This window comes from Streptomyces ficellus, from assembly GCF_030406405.1.
Classification (GTDB): Bacteria; Actinomycetota; Actinomycetes; order Streptomycetales; family Streptomycetaceae; genus Streptomyces; species Streptomyces ficellus_B.
Window position 1 is genome coordinate 196,431 of the sequence record NZ_JAUEPL010000002.1, and the last position, 21,691, is coordinate 218,121.

Here is a 21,691-nt window from a genome sequence, read left to right on the forward strand (position 1 = left end):
GTTACGTTCCGGCATGAAAAAGGCGCCGCGGGATCCGCAGCGCCATCGACGGCTCCATGAGAGCATTCTTCGGCCCGATGGCTCAACTCGTCCCTTGCGCCCTGGGCCATTGGTCCAGTGACCGACCGACACTCGGGGATACAAGCGGGCCAATGGGTCAGCCCCTCGCCAGCAGGGCAGTCACCGGCTGATCGACGCTGGGCCATTGGTACCGTGATCGTAAGAACCGATGTGCCAGAAGGGGGCCGAGGGGCCATGGCGGTGGACGAGCTCGACACCCGCATCCTCCGGCTGCTGCTGGAGCAGCCGCGTACCAGCGTGCGCGAGTACGCGCGGACCCTCGGCATCGCGCGCGGCACCCTGCAGGCGCGGCTGGACCGGCTGGAGCGGGACGGTGTGATCACCGGCTCGGGCCCGGTCCTCTCCCCCGCCGCGCTCGGGCATCCGGTGCTCGCGTTCGTTCACATCGAGGTCACGCAGGGGCATCTGGACGAGGTGGGCGACGCGCTCGCCGCCATCCCCGAGATCATCGAGGCGTTCTCGATCACCGGCGGCGGGGATCTGCTCACCCGGGTCGTGGCGCGGGACAACGGGCATCTGGAGGACGTCATCCAGCGGCTGATCCAGCTGCCGGGGGTGGTGCGTACGCGTACGGAGATGGCGTTGCGCGAGCGGGTGCCGCACCGGCTGCTGCCGCTGGTGGAATCGGTGGGCCGGGCCTCCTCCACCTCCGCCTCCGTCTCTACCCCCGTCTCTACCTCCGTCTCCGCCTCCGGGCAGACGGGACAGACCGGACAGAGGTGAGCGGCGGCTTGGCATGCTGGGGGCCATGAGCACCTCCCGCACCCGCACCGCGGTCATCTTCGATCTCGACGGCACGCTGGTCGACAGCGAGCCGAACTACTACGAGGCGGGCCGCCGGCTCCTGGAGCGCTACGGCGTCACGGACTTCACTTGGGAGCGCCACACCGACTTCATCGGCATCGGAACGCGCGAGACGCTGGAGATCCTCAAGGAGGAGTACGGGATCGACGCGCCGATCGAGGAACTGCTCGCCGGCAAGAACCGGCACTACCTGGAGCTGGCGCGGGCGGCGACCGAGGTGTTCCCCGAGATGCGGACGCTGGTGGAGCGGTTGCACGCGGAGGGCGTGCCGATGGCCGTCGCGTCCGGTTCGTCGCGGGCGGCGATCGAGGCGGTCCTCGGCGGGACGGGGCTGGACGCCTACCTCACCACCCTGGTGTCGGCCGAGGACGTCGAGCGGGGCAAGCCGGCGCCGGACGTGTTCCTGGAGGCGGCGCGCCGGCTCGGGGTGGAGCCGGCGCGCTGCGTCGTGCTGGAGGACGCCCCGCCCGGCGCGGCGGCGGCCACGGCCGCGCGGATGCGGTGCATCGCCGTGCCGTACGTACCGGAGACGGTCGACGACCCGGCGTTCGGCGGCGCGGGGCTGCTGCTCCTGCGCGGTGGGCAGGCGGAGTTCACAGCACGGGCGGCGTACGACTTCGTGATGGCGGCCCGCCGTTAGCCCCTCGGGCCGCCGTCAGCCCCTCGAAAACCGATTGCCCCGCTCAAGCGCCGCGCGCGAGGCTGCTCGCCATGTCCGACAACGTACCGAGCGGTTCGCGTGGTGTGGCCGCCCTCTTCTCCCATGGGCGGCTGACGGCCATCCCGCGCAAGCCGGCCCGCCGCGAGCAACTGCTGGTCCATCTCGCCGAGACGCTGTTCGAGCGGGGCCGGTCCTACACGGAGCCCGAGGTCAACGAGGCGCTGCGCACCGTGCACGAGGACTGTTCCGCGCTGCGCCGCTACCTGGTGGTCGCGGGCCTGCTGACCCGCACCAAGGACGGCGCGAGCTACCAGCGTGTGCAGTAGTCCTCCAGTCTCCAGTCCTCGAGTCCTCCACCTCTCGTCCTCAGAACCGTGCGTGGGCGGTGATGTCCGCGCCAAACTGGTCGATCATCGCCGGTGTCACGGTCGGCCGGCACTGGGCGATGGCCGCGAGGTAGTCGTCCGTGCTCGCGCCCGGTGCCCGCACCTGGTCCTGGTCACCGAGGTCCCGCTCGAAGGCCGCCTGGGCCGCGATCCGGGCGGCGTGCTCGATGTCGGCGGGGGTGAACAGCTCGCTGGCCGCGACCAGCACGGACACGTCCACGTCGGACCGGCCGTCGGTGTAGCGGGACCAGATCGCCGCCCGCGCCGCCTTGTCCGGCGTACCGATCGGGATCAGGTAGTCGAACCTGCCGGGGCGCAGGAACGCGGGATCGAGCGAGCGGATGGAGTTGGTGGCGCACACCAACAGCCGCTCGTCGCCCTCGCGGAAGCGGGGTATCAGCTTGAGCAGTTCATTGGTGACCCCGTGCATCCCGCCGGGCTGCGCGGGCTCGGTGCGTACGGGGGCGATCTCCTCCACCTCGTCGATGAAGACGAGCACCCGCTCCAGCTCCGAGATGCGGGCGAACGCGCTGCGCAGCGCCGCCGCGAGATTGCCCTCGTCGGCCAGCCGTGAGGGCAGCAGTTCGACGAACGGCCAGCCGAGCCGGGAGGCGATGCCCCGGGCGAACGTGGTCTTGCCGGTGCCCGGCGGCCCGAACAGGGTGATGGCCCGCGGCGGCCGCACCCCGTGCCGGGCGGCCCGTTCCGGCTGGGCGAGCGGCAGGACGACCCGCCGCTCGATCAGGTCCTTCTCGGTCTCCATGCCGGCGACCTTGCCCCACAGGTCGCCCGGCAGGAACCGTCCACCCAGGTCCTCCAGGAGGCTGGCGGCGGGCCCGTGCAGCGGCTCCACCTTCTCGAAGTAGGCGACGGCGGGCTGCCGGGTGTAGCCGGCGTTGAGCAGGCCCTCGCCGAGCAGTTCCTCCTCCGGCAGGACGTAGGCGATCCGCCCCACCCGGGCGGCGAGGAGCCGCCGCTCCAGCTCCACCAGCAGCGCGCTCGCCAGTCCCCGCCCCCGCCAGGCGGCGGAGATGGCGATGCGCATCACCCACGCCCGCTCCCCGGCCACGCAGGCGAGCGCGGCCCCGATGGGTACGCCCTGGTGCACGGCGACCACGGCCGGCTGGCGGGAGGTCAGCGCGCCGATGCACTCGGCGAGCGAGAACACCGATTCCTGTCCGAGCTCGGCCGTGGTGTCGATCAGATGGACGACGGCCGCGAGATCGCTTTCACGGTAGTCGTGGATGAGCCAGTTCACCGGTACCGCCCCTCGTTGGTGCTGTTCCGGCGAGGCTAGGGGCGACGGCATGGCCGGTCCTGCTCCACTCCGCACAACCCGCGGCCGGGAACGCGACGTTCCGGCGGTAGGAATCCGGGAGGAGATCAGCCGAGGAAGCTCAGCCGTACCGTTCGTTCGGGATTGTCCTTGTTGGTATCGACCACGCACACCGACTGCCAGGTGCCGAGGGCCATCTCCCCGCCGATGACCGGGATCGTGGCGTGCGGCGGCACCAGGGCCGGCAGGACGTGGTCGCGGCCGTGGCCGGGGCTGCCGTGGCGGTGCTGCCAGCGGTCGTCGGCCGGGAGCAGCGTGTGCAGGGCGGCGAGCAGGTCGTCGTCGCTGCCGGCGCCGGTCTCCAGGATGGCCACGCCGGTCGTCGCGTGCGGGGTGAAGACGTTCAGCAGGCCGTCGCGTCCGGCCGCCGCCTCCCGCAGGAACGAGGCACAGTCGCCGGTCAGGTCGTGGACGACCTCCCGGGAGCCGGTGGTGATGCGCAGCGTGCGTGTGGTGAATGCGTCGCTCATGCCGTCCATGGTGTCACCGTGCCGGCTCCCGCCGCGGCAGCCCGCGAGTCACACGGCAGGCCGTGGAGGTGACGAGGCATCAGCCCGCACGGGAGTGGTTGTCGGAGGGGCGTTACCCGCGATCTCTCCGTCGCCGAGCGGCGGCCGGAGGCGGCGCCGGCTTCACCCGGTGGCCCCTGGGGAAGATCCGCGCACCCACCCTGGTTAGTAGAAACGTGAACGATTTCGGGCTGCGAGACGTGAGCGTGGTGGTCATCGGCGCCGGGCAGGCCGGGCTGTCGGCCGCGTACCACCTGCGGCGCGCCGGCCTGGAGCCCGAGCGGGACTTCGTCGTCCTGGACCACGCCCCGGGGCCGGGCGGCGCCTGGCAGTTCCGGTGGGCTTCGCTCACGTACGGCAAGGTGCACGGGATGCACGCGCTGCCCGGCATGGCGCTGACCGGCGCCGACGACAGCCGCCCCTCGTCGGAGGTGATCGGCGACTACTTCACGCGGTACGAGGAGGCCTTCGGCCTGCGCGTGCACCGCCCGGTCGCCGTGGCGGCGGTACGGAGCGGCGACGGCGGGCGGCTGCTGGTGGAGTCCTCGGAGGGGACGTACGCCACGCGGGCGCTGATCAACGCCACCGGCACCTGGGACCGGCCGTTCTGGCCGCGCTATCCCGGCCAGGAGACCTTCCGGGGGCGGCAGTTGCACACGGCGAACTACCCGGGGCCCGAGGAGTTCGCCGGGCAGCGGGTGATCGTGGTGGGCGGCGGGGCGTCCGGCACCCAGCACCTGATGGAGATCGCGGAGGTCGCGGCGGAGACCACGTGGGTGACACGCCGGGAGCCGGTGTGGCGCGAGGGTCCGTTCGGGGAGGTTCAGGGCCGGGCGGCGGTGGCGCTGGTGGAGGACAGGGTGCGGCGCGGGCTGCCGCCGCAGAGCGTGGTCAGCGTGACCGGGCTGCCGCTGACCGACGCGGTGGTGCGGGCCCGGGAGCGCGGGATCCTGGACCGGCTGCCGATGTTCGACCGGATCACCCCGACCGGGGTGGCCTGGGACCGCGATCCCGCCCCGGGCCGGGGGCCGGACCGAGAGCTGGGCGGGGGCCGGACCATGGACGCGGACGTGATCCTGTGGGCGACCGGCTTCCGGGCCGCCATCGACCATCTGGCGCCGCTGCGACTGCGCGAGCGGGGCGGTGGCATCCGGGTGGAGGGCACGCGCGCGGTACGGGACGAGCGCGTCCACCTGGTGGGCTACGGGCCGTCGGCGTCGACGATCGGCGCGAACCGCGCGGGGCGGGCCGCGGTCCGCGACATCCGGCGGCTGCTGGACAGGGAGCCGGTGGCCGTATGACGCCTCGCACGCCACCCGCGCCCGCCGCTTCCGGCGACCGCGCGTGGGTCAGTCCACGGCGCCGGCGCGCTGCTCGTTGAACTCCTGGACGTTGCGCTGGTGCTCGGCGTAATCGGCGGTGAAGCGGGTGTCGCCGGGCCGCACGGTGACGAAGTACAGCCAGTCGCCGGGCGGCGGGTTGATCGCGGCGTGCATGGCCTGCTCGCCGGGGTTGTCGATCGGCGTGGGCGGCAGCCCCTGACGGTTGTACGTGTTGTACGGGCTCTCCATCCTGGTGTCCGCGTGCGAGGTGTCGATCGTGGAACGGCCCAGCGCGTAGTTGAGGGTCGAGTCCATCTGGAGCGCCATGCCCTGGGCGAGCCGGTTGTGGACGACCCGGGCGACCTTGCCCATGTCCTCCGGACTGTCGGCCTCGGCCTGCACGATGCTGGCGATGGTCACCATCTGGTAGAGGGTCACGCCGTTGCGCTGGGCGCCCGCGCTGATGCGGTCGGCGCCGAACCGCTCGTGGGCGGTCCTCACCATGTAGTCCAGCAGACTGCGCGGCGTCGTCTTCTTGTAGACGGGATACGTGGCGGGGAAGAGGAACCCCTCGGGGTTGCCCTGGGCGTCGGCCGGCAGTTTGAGCTTGCCGCTCTCGGCCGCCTGCCGGGTGGTACCGGGCGGCGCCTTGAGCGCCCGGTCGACCGCGTCGTACACCTGGGCGGCCCGCCATCCCTCCGGGATGACCAGCATCTTCGGCTTCTCCGGGGGCGGCAGTGCCGGGGGTTCCTTGAGCAGCACCAAAGGCACCAGTACCGCGGCCGCCACGGCGACGACCAGACCTGTGACCAGAAGCAGCAGGCCGCGGCGGGTCTGTCGGTACCGGCGCCGGGGACTGCCCTGCGGAGACTCGTTCACCATGCGGGCACGCTAACCCGCCACCCATCCCAAAACCGGCAAATCCGATATGCGGCGCATTTGGCACCGCGGGTGTGTTACGGCGCGGTGGGCGCCAGCTCGGCGTCGCCCCGTACCAGCGCGGCATAGCGGCCGTCCCGTTCGAGCAGCTCCTCATGGGTGCCGCGTTCGGCTATTCGGCCGCCGTCGAGGACGACGATCTCATCGGCGTCCCTGATGGTGGAGAGCCGGTGCGCGATGGTGATCGTGGTGCGGCCGGCGGACAGGGCGTCGATGGCCTGCTGCACGGCCTGTTCCGTACGGGTGTCGAGGGCGCTGGTCGCCTCGTCCAGGATGAGGACAGGCGGGTCGCGGAGGACGGTCCGGGCGATGGCGAGGCGCTGCTTCTCGCCACCGGAGAAGCGGTATCCCCGTTCGCCCACCAGCGTGTCGTACCCATCGGGCAGGGAGGCGATGTGGTGGTGGATCTGTGCCGCCCTGGCGGCCGCCTCGATCTCCTCGTCGGTCGCGTCCGGCCGGGCGAAGCGGAGGTTGTCGGCGACGGAGGCGTGGAAGAGGTAGGTCTCCTGCGAGACGACGCCGACCGCGCGGGCGAGGCTGTCGAAGTCCAGCTCCCGTACGTCGACGCCGTCGATGGTGACCCGGCCGCCGGTGACGTCGTACAGCCTCGGTACGAGATAGCTGAGCGTGGACTTGCCGGAGCCGGTGGGGCCGACGACGGCCAGACTGCCGCCCGCCGGCACGGTGATGTCAATCCCGCTGAGTGTCTCGCCGCTCTTCTCGTCGTACCGGAAATCGACGTTCTCGAAGCGGACCTCGCCACGGATTTTGTCCAGTCGGACCGGTTCGTCGGGCTCGGTGATGTCGACCGGCAGGTCGAGGTATTCGAAGATCCGCTGGAAGAGGGCCAGGGACGCCTGGATCTCCACACCGGTCGACAGCAGGCTCACGGCCGGGCGGAACAGGCCCTGCTGGAGCGAGACGAAGGCGACGAGCGTACCGATGGAGATGGCGGGCCCGCCCGCCTGGAGCGCCAGCCCGGCCGCCCAGTAGATCAGGGCGGGCATGGCGGCCATCACGATGCCGATGGTGGACATCCGCCACCGGCCGGCCATCGAGGAGCGCACTTCCAGGCCGACGAGCCGCTCGGACTCGGCGGCGAAGGACGTGGTCAGCGAGTCAGCGCGGCCCATCGTGCGGCCCAGCAGGATGCCGCTGACGGAGAGCGACTCGGTGACGGTCGCGGCCATCGCGGCCATGTGCTTCTGCCGCTGCGTGGTGATCTTCTTGCGCTCGCGGCCGACCCGGCGGCTGATCCACACGAACAGCGGCAGCAGGAGCAGGGAGACGACGGTCAGCCGCCAGTCCAGCGCCAGCATGGCGACGACGGTGGCCACGACGGAGGTCAGGTTCGACACGAGGGACGTCGCGGTGGAGGTGACGGTCGCCTGCATGCCGCCGATGTCGTTGGCGATGCGGGACTGCACCTCACCGGTACGGGTCCGGGTGAAGAAGGCCAGCGGCATGCGCTGGAGCTGGGCGTAGACCGCGGTGCGCAGGTCGTGCATGACACGCTGGCCGACCGTCGTGGAGACCAACGTCTGCAGCACGCCGAAGACGCTGGTCACCACGGCGGTGAGGATCATGCCGAGCGCGAGCAGCGTGAGCAGGCCCGTGCGGCCCTGCGGGATGGCGGTGTCGAGGATCTCGCGCACCAGGAACGGCGAGGCGACCGAGACCAGCGATGAGGCGCCGACGAGCAGGCCGACGACGGCCAGCCGGCCGCGGTACGGACGGAAGAGCCGCAGGATGCGGCGGATCTCGGCAGGCGGCTGCGCCGGATCGGGAGGCGGTGGCGTCCAGGTGGACTCTGCGTGGATGCGCATGGGCTCCTTCGAAGGGCCGGCCGGTTGTCGGCGCGGGCGATGGGTCGGGACGCCCGGCTACGCGACAGGGCCGCGTAGCCGGCGGATCCCGCACGCCGGACGGAGCCGGCGCGGCGATCCTTTGAGAGCTTAGCTCATTGTTACCTACCTTCACAATGAGCTAAGTCCTGATACCATTCGGCCATGAACTCCCCCGACGCCGACGGCCTGCTGGCCGAGCAGCTCCTGCGGCTGACCCGGCGGCTCCACCGCAGCCAGAAGCGGCAGCTGGAGTCGGCCGACATAGCGATCACCCCGGCCCAGTCCCGACTGCTGCGCACGGTGGCGCACTACGACCGGCCGCCGCGCATGGCCGATATCGCCGCCCGCCTGGAGGTCGTGCCGCGTGCGGTGACCAGCCTGGTCGACGGCCTGGAGGCCAGTGGCCGCGTCCGCCGCGTCCCCGATCCGGCCAACCGCCGGGTGGTGCGGATCGAGCTCACCGGCGCGGGGCGGGACACGCTGAGGCAGTTGCGCAGCGCGCGCCGGGCCGCCGCAGAGGACATCCTGGCTCCATTGACCGCCGAACAGCGCGAGGTGCTCGGCGGCCTGCTGTCCGCTCTGGTCGACGGAGTGCCGGAGCACCGCTGCTGACGCGTGGGACGTCTGTGGCACCCGTGACGGCGTGACGCCTGACCCGCGTGACGCCTGACCCGTGTGACGCCTGTGACGCCCATGACGCCTGTCGAGGGGACCGTGCCATGCCGCTGCTGGAGCCCAATCCCGACGCCCTCCGCCCGGGCGCCAAGCGCGCTCCGGCCCACGACCGGGTGCCCGACCTGCTGGCGCACGGCTCACCCGGACGGCTGCGCGACGAGCTGACCGCCCTCTTCGGCCAGGAGAAGGTGCTGTGGCGGGTGTCCGACCTCGTCAGGTACGCGTCGGACGCGAGCCCGTACCGCTTCGTCCCCCAGATCGTCGTGGTGGCCGAGGACATCGACGACATCTCCGCGATCCTGTCGTACGCGCACGGCAAGGGCCGCGAGGTGGTGTTCCGGGCGGCCGGGACGAGCCTCAACGGACAGGCACAGGGCGAGGACATCCTGGTGGACGTGCGCCGGCACTGGGCGGGGATCGAGGTCCTGGACGGCGGCGCCCGCGCCCGTATCGGCCCCGGCACCACCGTCGCCCGGGCCAATGCCACCCTCGCCCGATACGGCAGGGTGCTGGGCCCCGACCCGGCCAGCGCCGTGGCGTGCACGATCGGCGGGGTCGTGGCCAACAACGCCTCCGGTATGACGGCGGGGACCGCGCACAATTCGTACCGAACGGTGTCCTCGCTCACCGTCGTGCTGCCGTCCGGCACGGTCGTCGACACGGGTGATCCGGCCGCCGACGAGGACCTCGCGCGTGCCGAGCCCGCGCTCTGTGAGGAACTGCTCGCCCTCAAGGCGGAGATCGAGGGCGACCCGGAGCTGACCGCCCGTATCCGCGCCAAGTACGAGCTGAAGAACACCAACGGCTACCGGCTGGACGCCTTCGTGGACGGTGCGACGCCCGTCGAGATCCTGCGCGGACTGATGGTGGGTTCACAGGGCACGTTCGGCTTCATCTCCGAGGTCGTCTTCGACACCCTGCCGCTGAACCGCGCGGTGTCCACCGCGCTGCTCTTCTTCCCCTCACTGCCGGCCGCCGCGGCCGCCGTACCGCGCTTCACCGAGGCGGGGGCGGTCGCCGTGGAGCTGATGGACGGCAATACGCTCCGGGCCTCGGTACGGGTGGAGGGCGTCCCGGCCGACTGGGCCCGGCTGCCCGGCCCGACGACCGCCCTGCTGGTGGAGTTCCGGGCACCGGACACGGCGGCCCTAGAGGCGTACGAAGGGGCGGCGGCGCGCGTGCTGGCCGATGTGGAGCTGGTGGCACCCGTGGCGTCGGTGAGCAACGAGTTCACCCGGGACGCCAAGACCATCGGCGGCTACTGGAAGGCGCGCAAGGCGTTCGTCGCCGCGGCCGGCGGCGACCGCCCGCCCGGGACGACGCTGATCACCGAGGACTTCGCGGTGCCGCCGTCGCGGCTGGCCGAGGCCTGCGAGGCGCTGCTCGCCCTCCAGGCGCAGCACGGTTTCGACGCCGCCGTCGCCGGGCACGCGGCGCACGGCAACCTGCACTTCCTGCTGGCCTTCGACGCGGCCGATCCGGACGACGTCGACCGCTATGCCGCCTTCATGGACGACTTCTGCAAGCTGACCGTCGAGCGCTTCGACGGCTCCCTCAAGGCCGAGCACGCCACCGGCCGCAACATCGCGCCGTTCCTGGAGCTGGAGTGGGGGCCGAGGGCCACGGAGCTGATGTGGCGTACGAAGCAGGCCCTGGACCCCGACGGGGTGCTGGCCCCGCGGATCGTCCTCGACCGCGACCCAAGAGCCCACCTGCGCGGCCTGAAGACCGTCCCGAGGGTGGAGGCGATCGCCGACCCGTGCATCGAGTGCGGTTTCTGCGAACCGACCTGTCCCAGCCAGGATGTGACGACGACGCCCCGTCAGCGGATCGTGCTGCGGCGGGAGATGATGCGCCAGAGCCCCGGTTCGCCGGTCGAGGACAGCCTCGTCGCGGCGTACGGCTATGACGCGGTGGACACCTGCGCGGGGGACTCGACGTGCAAGCTGGCCTGCCCGGTGGGGATCGACACGGGCGCACTGATGAAGCGGTTCCGCAACCGGCGGCATTCGGCGCGCGAGGAGCGGATGGCGGCGCTGGCCGCGCGGCGATTCGCGGCGGTGGAGGCGTCGGCCCGGCTGGCGGTGGCCGCCGGGCACCGGTTCGGTGACCGGCTGCCGGCATCGGTGACGGGCCTGCTCCGCAAGGTGGTACGGCCCGACCTGGTGCCCGAGTGGCTGCCGGCCCTGCCCGGCGCGGCGGCCGCCAAGCTGCCGCCCACGGAGCGGACCCGCGCGGTCGCCGTGTACTACCCGGCCTGTGTGAACCGCGTCTTCGGCGAACCGGACGGGTTCGAGGGGCCGTCCCTGCCCCAGGCGGTGGTCGCGCTGTCGGCGCGGGCCGGGAAGCCGGTGTGGATCCCGGGTGATGTGGCGGGCACGTGCTGCGCCACGATCTGGCACTCCAAGGGGTACGACGAGGGCAGCGCCGTGATGGCCGACCGGGTGGTCGAGGCCGCCTGGGGCTGGACGGCGGGCGGGCGGCTTCCGCTCGTCGTGGACGCGTCGTCGTGTGCGCTGGGCCTGGCGCGCGAGGTGGTGCCGTACCTGAGCGAGCGGAACCGCGAGCTGCACGCCGAGCTGACGGTGATCGACTCGGTCGTGTGGGCCGCCGACGAACTGCTGCCGCACCTGACCGTGCGGCGGAAGGCCGGTTCGGCGGTCCTCCACCCGACGTGCGCGATGCGGCACCTCGGCGACGAGGACCGGCTGACGGCGGTCGCGCGGGCGTGCGCGGAGGAGGTCGTCGTACCGGACGACGCCGGCTGCTGCGCCTTCGCGGGTGACCGGGGGATGCTGCACCCGGAGCTGACGGAGTCGGCGACGGCCCGGGAGGCGGCCGAGGTGATGACGCGGTCGTACGACGCGTACCTCTCGGCGAACCGGATGTGCGAGATCGGGATGGACCACGCGACGGGGCGGCGCTACCACTCCGCGCTGCTGGAGCTGGAACGCGCGACGCGCCCCTGACGGGCTCTGCGGGCTCCCGGGCCGGCACGGCGAAGGGCGCGCCGCGTGGCGATCTGCGACGCCACGCCCGGTGGGTGGCGGAAGGCGCGGCCCGGGGCGGCCTTGGTCAAGCCCGCTTGACGCCCCCGGGGTGTGGGGCCCGGCCGGCGCGGGTGCGACGCCCGCAACCCGCGTCCTGCCCTGGCCTCGGGGGGGCGCGTAGGCGCACGTGTACGGCGTGACGTCGTGGACCGCGCCTGGGCGATGGTCACTTCACAGGAGCGCGTTTCGGACGGCCGCGCGGGGCGCCGTGCGGCGGTGACCGGGTGGTGCCAGCCGGTGCCGGACTCGGCGGGCGGCCGGGGCGGGACGGTCGGGGAAGCCGGGCGGAGCCGGTCTTGCGGCGCCAGGGCCGGGAGTTGAACCGTGGCGCGTTCCGGCCGGTCCCGCCGGAAAATCGATTGCCGCCGATCGGTCCGCAGGGCGAACCTTGCACGGCTTCGGCTTCCGGCTTCGGCTCCGGCTTCCGGGCTGCGGGGCTGCCGGCGTTCGGCTTCCCGCTTCCGGGCTGCCGGGCTGCCGGCTTCCCGCTTCCGGCTTCCCGGCTGCCGGGCTGCCGGCTTCCCGGCTTCCGGCTTCCGCTCGCAGCTGCCCACCCATCGACCCGATCCCTGGGACGTCATGCAGATTCACCAGCTCCCGTACGCCGATCCAGGTGATCCCGACGTGAGGTCGGGCACGCGCTTCCTGCTGTGGCTGGGCCGCAACCAGTTGGGCGGACAGGTCAAGTCCCTGCTGTGGGGCCTGCTGTTGTACCTCGGTATCGCCGGGCTCCCCCTCGGCGTCGGCCTCGCTGTGCAGGCCGTCATCGACCGCTCCGGCGGGGGCCTCGCCCGCGCCGGTGTCCTGAGCGCCCTGCTGGGTGCGGCCATCGCGATCGGCGACACGATGCAGCACCGCACCGCCGTCACCAACTGGATCACGGCCGCCGCCCGCGTCCAGCAACTGCTGGCCCGCAAGACCGCCGAGCTGGGCTCGCTCCTGACGCGGCGGGTCGCCGCGGGTGAGGTGGTGGCCGTCTCCACCGGGGACGTCGAGAAGATCGGCTGGTTCGTGGAGGTGCTGTCACGGTTCGCCGCCGCGGCCACCACACTGGTCCTGGTCTGTGCCGGCCTGGTGATCTACCAGCCCGCGCTCGGTGCCGTCGTCGCCATCGGCGTGCCCGTCCTGGCCCTGGCCGCCCTGCCCCTGCTCCCCCGCGCCACCCGCCGCGCGGACGAACAGCGGGAGAAGGCCGGGCGCGCCACCGAGCTGGCCTCCGACACGGTCGCCGGCCTGCGCGTGCTGCGCGGCATCGGCGGCGAGGAGCTGTTCCTCGGCCGCTACCGCGAAGCCTCCCAGCAGGTGCGCCGGGCCGCCGTGCGCAGCGCCCGTATGTGGGCCCTGATCGCGGCCATCCAGGTGCTGCTGCCGGGACTGCTGCTGGTCGTCGTGGTGCTGTACGGGGCGAAGCTCGCCCTGGACGGGCGGATCACGGTCGGTGAACTGGTCACCGTGTACGGCGCGGTCACGCTCACGCATCATCCCCTGCGCACCTTCGAGGAGGTCGCGATGGCCTACTCCTTCTCGCGGCCCTCCGCGAAACGCGCGGCGCGGGTGCTGTCCCTGACGCGGACGGCCACGACGGTGGCCGGCACGCACCAGCGGCCGGGCGGGGACCTGTACGACCCGGTGACCGGGCTGCTCGCCCCGGCGGGCCTGTTCACCGCCGTGGTGTGCGGCGACCCCGACGCCGCCGGGAAGCTCGCCGACCGGCTCGGCGGCCACCCGGCCGAGGAGGCGGACGGGCAGGCCTCCGTCCTGCTCGGCGGGGTGGCCCTGGACGAGCTGCCGCTGGAGGCGGCGCGCACCGCCGTCCTCGTACAGGACAAGGACCCGGTGCTGCTGTCCGGCACCCTGCACGAGCTGCTGGACGTGCCGTCGTCCGGGAAGGTGAGCGCCGCGCAGGCCCTGGCGGCGGCGCAGTGCGGCGACGTGCTGGACGCGCTGGCGCAGGCGTCGGTGGACACCGGCGGCGACCCGATGCGCACCCGGATCACCGAGCGCGGCCGGTCGCTGTCCGGCGGGCAGCGGCAACGGCTGGCGCTGGCCCGGTCGTTGGTCACCGACCCGGAGGTGCTGGTGCTGGACGAGCCGACGTCGGCGGTGGACTCGCACACCGAGGCGCGGGTCGCGGCGGGTATCCAGCGGCTGCGCACGGGCCGTACCACCGTGGTGCTGGCCTCGTCGCCGCTGCTGCTCGACCTCGCCGACCGGGTGGTGCTGGTCCACGAGGGCGAGGCGGTGGCGGTGGGTACGCACCGCGAACTGCTGGCCGCGGATGAGCGTTACCGCGCGGTGGTCACGCGCGAGACCGAAGAGGAAGCCCTTGTGGACAGCGAGGAGTCGGCATGAGCGCCGTCATCGGCATGGCACCGCCGGAGTACGACCCGGCGGCCCCGCGGTCCGCGGCGACGCTGCCCGTGGGCACCGCCGCGACCGTACGCGCGTACGTCACCGAGCTGCTGCGCCGCCACCGCACGGCGTTCGCGGTGCTCATCGCGGTCAACGCGGTCGCGGTCATCGCCTCGATGGCCGGTCCATACCTGCTCGGTTCGCTGGTCGACCGGCTCGCGGAGGGCGCGCGGGACCTCCATCTGCCGGGCGCGGTCGCCGTGTTCATGGTGGCGCTGGCCGTGCAGACGGTGTTCGTCCGGCTGGTGCGGCTGCGCGGCGCGATGCTCGGCGAGGAGATGCTGGCCGATCTGCGCGAGGACTTCCTCGTCCGGGCGGTGGGCCTGCCGCCGGGCGTACTGGAGCGGGCGGGCACCGGCGACCTCCTCTCCCGGATCACGACCGACATCGACCGGCTGGCCAACGCCATGCGGGAGGCGGTGCCGCAGCTCGCCATCGGCGTGGTGTGGGCGGGCCTGCTGATCGCCGGGCTCGCGGTGACCGCGCCGCCGCTGGCGCTCGCCGTGCTGGTGGCCGCGCCGCTGCTGATCGCCGGTTGCCGCTGGTACTTCAAGCGGGCGCCCTCGGCGTACCGTTCGGAGGCGGCCGGGTACGCGGCGGTCGCCGCGGTGCTGGCCGAGACGGTCGACGCGGGCCGCACGGTCGAGGCGCACCGGCTGGGGGCGCGGCGGATCGCGCTGTCCGACCGGCGGGTCAAGGAGTGGACGTCGTGGGAGAGGTACACGCTGTTCCTGCGCTCGGTGCTCTTCCCGGTCATCGCCCTCACCCACACCACGGTTCTGGCCGCCGTCCTGATGATCGGCGGGGTGTTCGTCCTGAAGGGCTGGATGGGCGTGGGGCAGCTGACCACGGGGGCGCTGCTGGCGCAGATGCTGGTGGACCCGGTCGGGGTCATTCTGCGCTGGTACGACGAGTTGCAGGTGGCCCAGGTGTCGCTGGCCCGGCTCGTCGGGGTCCGGGAGATCGAGCCGGACGCCGGTGACGCGGCGGTACGGCCGGACGGGCGCGATGTGCGGGCGGACGACGTGCGTTTCGGCTACCGGGAGGGCGTGGACGTGCTGCACCGGGTGTCGATGGACGTGGCGCCGGGCACGCGGCTCGCGCTGGTCGGCCCGTCGGGAGCGGGCAAGTCGACGCTGGGCCGGTTGCTCGCCGGCATCTACGCGCCGCGCGCCGGGCGGGTCACACTCGGCGGGGCCGAGCTGTCCCGGATGCCGGCCGAGCGGGTGCGGGAGCATGTGGCGCTGGTCAACCAGGAGCACCACGTGTTCGTCGGCTCGCTCCGCGACAACCTGCTGCTCGCCAGGGCGGGCGCCACGGACGTGGAGCTGTGGGCGGCGCTCGGCGCGGTGGACGCGGACGGGTGGGCGCGGGCGCTGGACGACGGGCTCGGCACCGAGGTCGGCTCGGGCGGCCTGGCGCTGAGCCCGGCGCAGGCCCAGCAGATCGCGCTGGCCCGCCTGGTGCTGGCCGACCCGCACACCCTGGTGCTGGACGAGGCGACGTCCCTGCTGGACCCGCGCGCGGCCCGGCACCTGGAACGGTCCCTGGCGCGCGTCCTGGAGGGCCGCACGGTCGTCGCGATCGCGCACCGCCTGCACACGGCCCACGACGCGGACGTGATCGCCGTCGTCGAGGGCGGCCGGATCACCGAACTCGGCAGCCACGACGACCTGGTGGCGGCGGACGGCGCCTACGCGGCGCTGTGGCGGTCCTGGCACGGGTAACGCGGGGCGGGCCCAAGGCCCGAGGCCCTAGGCCGCGGCGTCCGCGACTGCGCCGGCACGGCCGTACGCAGTGCGGGCGGAAGGCCCCGGCACTCGGAGCCGGCTGGGCCGAGGGCCGCGGAGTCATTGCCGCCCTTGCCGCGCGTACATCAGCGCACGCCATCACAACCACGCGCCACCGAACCAGACCTGACGGAATTCGACTCACCCACCATGGGGCCCGAAAGCTACGCTTTCCGGCCACGTCGGCAGTGGATGGCCTGTTCACACCTTCACCACGCCGGACCAGCCTTCGTCACCACCATGTGGATGATCCTTAAGGGGTAGGCAATACCCGTACGCTTCAAGGGATTAATCGATTCTTCTCGCAGGAGCAACTCAAGAATCCCGCATTCCGCGAAGGCAGGCCGAAAGCAGCGGAGAATGGCGTGCTTCTGTGCGCCCTCCATGCGCTCACCCGTACGGGGGAATGCGGCATTATCGGAGCCGTGCTCTCATGGCCTCTGTTGCCTGACTGCCCGCAGCTGACGATGTGCCCTGTCAGCCGCGTGTACTCGGCCGCGTGCACCAGAAAGGAAATCCAAGGAAGCACATCAGAGACGTCAGGGGGAGTTGACCGTGAAGAACACCGACATCTTCAGCAGCTACGACATGGTGGTGTCCATCAAGGAGGACGTCATCAACCAGCAGCTCATCGATCTCCAGAACCTGGACGACGCAGAGCGCTGCATCCCCTCCCGGCTTGCCGTCGTCGCCCAGCACGCGGAGGACGGATCCACCACATACCAAATTCTCGAAGGTGACGCACAGCCTCCAGAAATCAGCAGCAATCCCAAGGAAAACACATTCAGCTACATCGACGGCACTTTCGAGCCCAGCATCTACATCCCCAAGAGCGGGGGCGAGGTGTCGTTCCGGATGACCTTCAGGGGCGGGAACGCCGCTCTGTGGTCGGGGCCGATCTGGGCACCCAAGCTGGACACCTATTCAATGGCAGGCTGGAAGTACGGTGTCGGCGTCAATCTGGATCTGCAGAATCTGGGAGAAGACGGGGTCCGCAAGCTTCCGCAGCCGGTGGCCGACCAGCTCTCCAAATTTACCGACGACATGTTCCAGGTGAGGCACCTCTTCGTCGACTTCCAAACCGCGCAGCTCATCAACTGGGATCCCGACTTCACGATCGTGCAGGGCTCCAAAGACGCCGGACTGACCACTCAGTTCGCAACCCTGCTCGGTGGATACCTCCGGCAGATGAAGAGCGCGAACAATCCCTACGTCCTCGGATACGCGCCACCAGGGACGGCGCTGAAGACATCCGGCAACGTGCCGGACGGCCTGCTGCCGACCGGCACGACGTTCACGATGTACCACGACAAACGGGACCCGACCCTGAATGCCGTGAACTTCGTGCTCGTCACCAAGCTGCGAGGCAAGAAGATCAGCGGGAGCCCGCAGATCTTCGACACGAGTTGGCTGACCGGCAAGGAGCAGGGCGGGGCCCGGATGACCGTCGGCTTCGCGGACCTCGTCGAACCGCTCATCCTCAAGCCCGTCTACGACGGTCTGCGGACGCAGATCCATCAGCAGCTCTCCGGTCACGTCAACGTGGAGGAGGGAAACGAGTACAAGGACGGGATCAAAGCGACGGGGACCGGTTACTCCTTCACCATCTCCGACGTCACCACTGGCGACGACCAGTACAAGAACACCTTCGACGTCTCCTTCAAGCAGGACAGCGGCAAGGCAGTGGTCTCGCTGAGCGGGACGGTGATGGCGTACAAGGAGACGACCAAACACGAGCTGACCTGCACAGCGAAGACCTGGCACACCGTCACGGTCGACTGGAACGGCACCGTCACCCTGGCCCCACCGGAGAAAGACGCGGAGGGCAGGCCCACGATCACGGTCAGCCATGACTTCTCGCACACGGTCAAGAACGAGCCGGGCAGCAACGACTGCGCGAACAGCTACAAGTGGATCGACCTCTTCGCCGAGGCGATGAATCCCCTGGCCATGGCCATCGACGCATTGATGGGGGGCGACATCCTGAAATCCATCCTGGACGACGTTCCCGAGATCGGGGATCTCCAGACCGCCATGGCCACCTTCGGCGACACCATCTCCGGCACGGTCGTACTGCCCGCCGGCCGCGTCTTCAGCTTCGGTGCCGTCGACATCGACGGGCAGGGGAATGTCTCGCTGGAGCTGACCTACAAGGGGGAGCACTGATGAGCGGCAGCGCGCAGAAGTCCGGTCAGCCCGCACCAGAGGGCTCGGCCGTGCCCATCGACCGCCTGGAACTGACCGGTGCCGGCTCCAGGAACGGCCAGAAGATCGGCGCCACGGTCTCCTGCGAGCTCATGAAGAACCGGCTGCCCGGATCGCCGATCGAACCGACCCGCGACTCCTTGGCCGTTCAGGACACCGGCGGCAACCCGATGCTGTTCACCGTCGGGACCGATGGAAAGCTGCGACTGCTCAGGGTCGCGCCGGGCACGGCCAGCGGCTGGTCCCTGACCGACCTCACCTCCGGTTTCGACACGCACGGCGAGGTGACGGCCTTCGATGCCGTCCAGGACTCTCACGGGAGGATCACCGTCGCGCTGGCCATGACCCGCCAGGGCGCGAACGGCACGGACCTCTTCCTCGCGGCGAGGCTGTCCGACTCCTCGGCCGACTGGAGCGGCTTTCGCGCCAAGACCACGCACGTCCAGGGCTTCGACCCCGCCTTCCGCGCCCAGAACATCCGCATGGGCAGCACCGAGGACGGCGGTACCGGAGACGACGCCGAACAGCCCTTCGTCACCGTCATCGGCACCACGGGAGAGGCGTCCGCCGACGACAAGGAGGCGGTGAAGTCCTACTACCAGGTATCACGCCCGGGCTCCGACGCCGTCCCGCTGAAGTTCCCGGAGACGGTCACCAATCCGCACGGCGTGCTCGACGTGACCGTCGGCTACGTCCACCACCGCAGGGTCTTCTGGTACCTGTACCCGCTGGGCGACGGGCAGACTCTGGAAGCCACGGCGGTCGACAACCCCGCGTTGACCTACGACTTCAGCCCCGGGTACGACGGCGGCGACCGGCCGGTCCCGTCCTCGTGGCGCTACACCGCCATCAGCGCCGTCTCCCGCCGGCAGAGGGGCCGGCCGGTCTCCGACCTGTACGCCGCCCACAACGAGGGCATCGTGGTCTTCCCGAACGGCGGGTCCACCTGGCAATCCGTCACCGACCAGGTCACGGACGCACACCAGGTCACCGTCGCCGAGGACAGCACCGGCGTGGCTGTGTGGGCACTGTGCGAACAGGAGAAGCTGGTCTACGTCCACGGCGTCCGCGGCGACCATGGCATCACCTGGGCCCCACCGATCACCTTCAGTGACCGGGCCCTGCACATCGCGCCGATCCGCAACCGGCAGCGGTGCGCCAACGAGGTGTTCCTCGTCGAAGGCGGCACCGCGGGCTCCGGCCCGGCCGTCACCCACCTGTGGCAGGACCCTGGCTCCACACTGTGGCAGCGGCGCCCCCTCCTCACCGGACGTAACGGCATGATCCAGCAGGCGGACACCTTCACCTCCCACGTCCACTTCCAGGACGCGGCCGGCAATCCGCTGGTCCGGCAGACAGTGGAGGTGCGGGCATCCGAGTGGACCTACCTCACGGTCAACGGTGTCCTGCACGCACTCGGTCCGCACGAGCCGGTGCCCCTCCCCACCGACGCCCTCGGGAACCTCACGTTCCTCTCCCTCGCCGCCGATATCGCTCCACCCGTCCTTCATCTCACCTCGGAAGCGTTCAGCGGCACACTCAACGTCTGGCCGAACGGAAGGGTCAGGAAGGGGCTCGCCGCCGTCACCAGCGGGCAGGATTTGCGTAACGCCAGGACCGCGGAGAACAAGCCGGTACTGGACGACCAGGTGGACGCCAAGAGCGTGGACGCCGTCGCCGATGCGCTCCGCCAACTCGTCCAGGCAGCGGGCACACACGCGGGCCCGGACGGTGACGCGCTCTTCTCCTCCGTCGACACCGGTACGCAGGACGGCACCGCGCCCACCCACGTGGACGCCATCGAGCCGCGCGCCCTGCCCGCCGACTTCGCCCTCTGCCTCACGGTGACGGACGGCAGGGTGCGCATGGGCCACGACCAGGACGTCTACGCCGCGGACTTCTGGGACGACCCGATCGCGACGCTGGGCGACGCCCTGCACGACTTCGGGCGCCTCTGCGAGCAGGGATGGGACGTCCTCAAGCAGGGTTTCCGGGTCGTGGTGAAGTCGGTCGGACAGGCCCTGTCCTGCGTCATCGACATCGCGGGCAAGGTCTTCCGTGTCGTTCTCCAGACCGCGGCGGCGGTGTTCAAGGCCCTCAACTCGGTCCTCAAGCTCGTGGGCATCGACCTGACGAAGATCATCGCTTGGCTGGGCCACCTCTTCGGCTGGGACGACATCTGGGCCACGCACAAAGTGCTGTCCCGGATGATGACCTCGGCGGCCGACGCCCTGGCCACCTGTGTCAGGGAGGACATCGAAGGGTGGCGTGCTGCCATCCGCCGGGAGCTCGGCGCAGTGAGGGAGAGCCTGACCAAGGCGGGAGAGGCTGGTGAGGCGGGCGGCATCCAGCCCCGGCAGCAGCCCGGCGGCGCCGGTGACGGCGTGCTCGCCGGGATCACGAACGTGGCGGCGTGCGGCTTCTCCGTCTACCAGTCACTGTTCGGCGGCCTGTTCGACGGCGACTCCGGGGGCCAGGACCGCGTGTTCGGCACTTTCACGAAGGAAGTCGGCCCGGCCCTGATCAAGCTGGCCGAAGGGGTCGTCACCGGAGCGGCGGCCGAGGCCGCCGTGCTGACGCGGTTTCTCGGCGACCCGGACGCCGCGGTCGCCACGGCCCGCTCCACCGCGATCGGCGTCGCGGTCGGTCTCCTCGACGATCTGGAGAAGGTGGCGGAGGCGCTGCTCGACCTGGTCGAGGACGTGCTCACCGCCGTGAAGGAACAGCTGGGCAAGCCTGTCGAACTGCCCTTCCTCTCCGATTTCTACGAGTTCGTCTCCGGCCTGCTCGGAGACGAGGAAAAGTGCACGCTCGCCAACGGTCTGTCCCTGTTGATCGCCCTGCCCATGGTCGAGATCTACCGCATCGCGGGCCAGGAGCCGCCGTTCAGCCAAGCCGGCAGCGCCATCCTCACTGAGGAGGGCTCCGTCGCGAAGGCATACGCCTATGCCACCGGCCGGGTGGCGGAAGCACACACCCTCACTGATGCGGCTGCCGCCGGCGGCGCACCGATGCCGTACGCGTCCGCGGTCGCCGCGGCCACGACCGCGAGCACGCCGGGCGGCACAGCACAGGAGCCCGCCTCATCCGAGAGCGGCTACGACAACTTCGTCTTCGAGTACGCCCGCTGGGGCGGGGCGGTCGCGGCATTCGCCTCGGCGATCGGGGGACTGATCTCCATCGGTTCCTGGCTGGGCAAGGAGAACGATCCCGAGTACAAGCCGGGCATGATGCTCACCTACGGCGCACTGGGGTGCGGCCTTCTCAAGCAGGCCGGCACCGTTCCCTTCCCCAAACCGGGCCAGGACGCGGCGGTCACCACGCTGCGGGGCGTGGCCTGGTGCACGGCCCTGGGGTCCCTGCTGGTGAAGCAGTTCGGGATGACGAATCCGGTGAAGGGCGGCGGAAAGGCAGCCTGCGACGTCACGACGCTGGCCTGCCTCCTGGTGGCGAACGGTCTGGCGGGCGAGAAGAACGCGGCGGTGTGGGCCGCCGACGTCCTGTCCAACATCGGCGGCGCGACCGAGGGGATCGGGCTCGCCATGGAGCAGCCGGAGGTCTCAGCGGTGGGCTTGGTCTCCGGCAAGCTGGGCGGCGGCGGCATCACCTTCGCTCGCAGTCTTACGATCAAGGTGCCGGAGGTGCTGTCCGCCATCAACGTCGGCGGCTGATCA

General features: G+C 71.2%; 14 protein-coding genes. 10 read left to right on the forward strand and 4 right to left on the reverse strand.

All coding sequences use genetic code 11. The features are described from left to right. The first annotated feature begins 255 nt into the window (after positions 1 to 255). The 3 genes from QWM81_RS02305 (at position 256) to QWM81_RS02315 (ending at position 1,872) form a co-directional block, all read left to right on the forward strand. Entirely contained in the window at positions 256 to 804 is a 549-nt protein-coding gene (locus tag QWM81_RS02305) for an Lrp/AsnC family transcriptional regulator (RefSeq protein WP_290109697.1), read from the forward strand. A gap of 25 nt (positions 805 to 829) precedes the next feature. Further along, a complete protein-coding gene (locus QWM81_RS02310; protein WP_290109698.1) occupies positions 830 to 1,525 on the forward strand; it encodes an HAD family hydrolase in 696 nt (231 codons plus the stop codon). A gap of 71 nt (positions 1,526 to 1,596) precedes the next feature. After that, the gene (locus QWM81_RS02315) at positions 1,597 to 1,872 is read left to right on the forward strand and encodes a DUF2087 domain-containing protein (protein WP_290109699.1); all 276 of its coding nucleotides are present in this window, start codon (positions 1,597 to 1,599) and stop codon (positions 1,870 to 1,872) included. 40 nt (positions 1,873 to 1,912) lie between these two features. Here QWM81_RS02315 and QWM81_RS02320 read toward each other — a convergent pair whose 3' ends face one another. Next, positions 1,913 to 3,190, reverse strand: a complete 1,278-nt coding sequence (locus QWM81_RS02320) for a GNAT family N-acetyltransferase (RefSeq protein ID WP_290109700.1) — start codon at positions 3,188 to 3,190, stop codon at positions 1,913 to 1,915. A 125-nt stretch (positions 3,191 to 3,315) separates the two neighbouring features. Further along, a complete protein-coding gene (locus QWM81_RS02325; RefSeq protein ID WP_290109701.1) occupies positions 3,316 to 3,738 on the reverse strand; it encodes a YjbQ family protein in 423 nt (140 codons plus the stop codon). A gap of 215 nt (positions 3,739 to 3,953) precedes the next feature. On the opposite strand from QWM81_RS02325, the gene QWM81_RS02330 reads away from it, so the two are divergent. Beyond that, positions 3,954 to 5,078 (forward strand): NAD(P)-binding domain-containing protein, encoded by a 1,125-nt coding sequence (locus QWM81_RS02330; protein ID WP_290109702.1) that lies wholly within the window; start codon positions 3,954 to 3,956, stop codon positions 5,076 to 5,078. 48 nt (positions 5,079 to 5,126) lie between these two features. Here the strand turns inward: QWM81_RS02330 and mltG are convergent, their stop codons facing one another. Together mltG and QWM81_RS02340 are read right to left on the reverse strand one after the other, a co-directional pair. Beyond that, the gene (gene mltG, locus QWM81_RS02335; RefSeq protein WP_290109703.1) at positions 5,127 to 5,981 is read right to left on the reverse strand and encodes an endolytic transglycosylase MltG; all 855 of its coding nucleotides are present in this window, start codon (positions 5,979 to 5,981) and stop codon (positions 5,127 to 5,129) included. Between the two features lie 74 nt (positions 5,982 to 6,055). Continuing rightward, positions 6,056 to 7,864, reverse strand: a complete 1,809-nt coding sequence (locus tag QWM81_RS02340) for an ABC transporter ATP-binding protein (RefSeq protein WP_290109704.1) — start codon at positions 7,862 to 7,864, stop codon at positions 6,056 to 6,058. 183 nt (positions 7,865 to 8,047) lie between these two features. Here QWM81_RS02340 and QWM81_RS02345 point away from each other — a divergent pair, with 183 nt between their 5' ends. The 6 genes from QWM81_RS02345 (at position 8,048) to QWM81_RS02370 (ending at position 21,688) form a co-directional block, all read left to right on the forward strand. Continuing rightward, positions 8,048 to 8,497, forward strand: a complete 450-nt coding sequence (locus QWM81_RS02345) for a MarR family winged helix-turn-helix transcriptional regulator (RefSeq protein ID WP_290109705.1) — start codon at positions 8,048 to 8,050, stop codon at positions 8,495 to 8,497. A gap of 107 nt (positions 8,498 to 8,604) precedes the next feature. Then, positions 8,605 to 11,529 carry an FAD-binding and (Fe-S)-binding domain-containing protein gene (locus tag QWM81_RS02350; protein ID WP_290109706.1) on the forward strand — a complete coding sequence of 975 codons (2,925 nt, stop codon included), beginning with the start codon at positions 8,605 to 8,607 and terminating at the stop codon, positions 11,527 to 11,529. 660 nt (positions 11,530 to 12,189) lie between these two features. Further along, the gene (locus tag QWM81_RS02355; protein WP_290109708.1) at positions 12,190 to 13,962 is read left to right on the forward strand and encodes an ABC transporter transmembrane domain-containing protein; all 1,773 of its coding nucleotides are present in this window, start codon (positions 12,190 to 12,192) and stop codon (positions 13,960 to 13,962) included. Next, entirely contained in the window at positions 13,959 to 15,749 is a 1,791-nt protein-coding gene (locus QWM81_RS02360) for an ABC transporter ATP-binding protein (protein WP_290109711.1), read from the forward strand. The genes QWM81_RS02355 and QWM81_RS02360 overlap by 4 nt, the downstream gene beginning before the upstream one ends. 618 nt (positions 15,750 to 16,367) lie before the next feature. After that, complete coding sequence (locus QWM81_RS02365) at positions 16,368 to 17,978, forward strand: hypothetical protein (protein WP_290109712.1); 1,611 nt, start codon at positions 16,368 to 16,370, stop codon at positions 17,976 to 17,978. Then, on the forward strand, positions 17,978 to 21,688 hold the full coding sequence (locus tag QWM81_RS02370) for a hypothetical protein (protein ID WP_290109713.1): 3,711 nt from the start codon (positions 17,978 to 17,980) through the stop codon (positions 21,686 to 21,688). Before QWM81_RS02365 ends, QWM81_RS02370 begins: the two co-directional genes overlap by 1 nt. The last annotated feature ends 3 nt before the right edge of the window (positions 21,689 to 21,691 follow it).

Bases quoted from the DNA above. Each gene is read 5' to 3' on its own strand.
- QWM81_RS02360 (WP_290109711.1), top strand. From the start codon at position 13,959: ATGAGCGCCGTCATCGGCATGGCACCGCCGGAGTACGACCCGGCGGCC.
- QWM81_RS02310 (WP_290109698.1), top strand. From the start codon at position 830: ATGAGCACCTCCCGCACCCGCACCGCGGTCATCTTCGATCTCGACGGC.
- QWM81_RS02305 (WP_290109697.1), top strand. From the start codon at position 256: ATGGCGGTGGACGAGCTCGACACCCGCATCCTCCGGCTGCTGCTGGAG.
- QWM81_RS02350 (WP_290109706.1), top strand. From the start codon at position 8,605: ATGCCGCTGCTGGAGCCCAATCCCGACGCCCTCCGCCCGGGCGCCAAG.
- QWM81_RS02370 (WP_290109713.1), top strand. From the start codon at position 17,978: ATGAGCGGCAGCGCGCAGAAGTCCGGTCAGCCCGCACCAGAGGGCTCG.
- QWM81_RS02315 (WP_290109699.1), top strand. From the start codon at position 1,597: ATGTCCGACAACGTACCGAGCGGTTCGCGTGGTGTGGCCGCCCTCTTC.
- QWM81_RS02345 (WP_290109705.1), top strand. From the start codon at position 8,048: ATGAACTCCCCCGACGCCGACGGCCTGCTGGCCGAGCAGCTCCTGCGG.
- QWM81_RS02340 (WP_290109704.1), bottom strand. From the start codon at position 7,864: ATGCGCATCCACGCAGAGTCCACCTGGACGCCACCGCCTCCCGATCCG.
- mltG (WP_290109703.1), bottom strand. From the start codon at position 5,981: ATGGTGAACGAGTCTCCGCAGGGCAGTCCCCGGCGCCGGTACCGACAG.
- QWM81_RS02325 (WP_290109701.1), bottom strand. From the start codon at position 3,738: ATGAGCGACGCATTCACCACACGCACGCTGCGCATCACCACCGGCTCC.
- QWM81_RS02355 (WP_290109708.1), top strand. From the start codon at position 12,190: ATGCAGATTCACCAGCTCCCGTACGCCGATCCAGGTGATCCCGACGTG.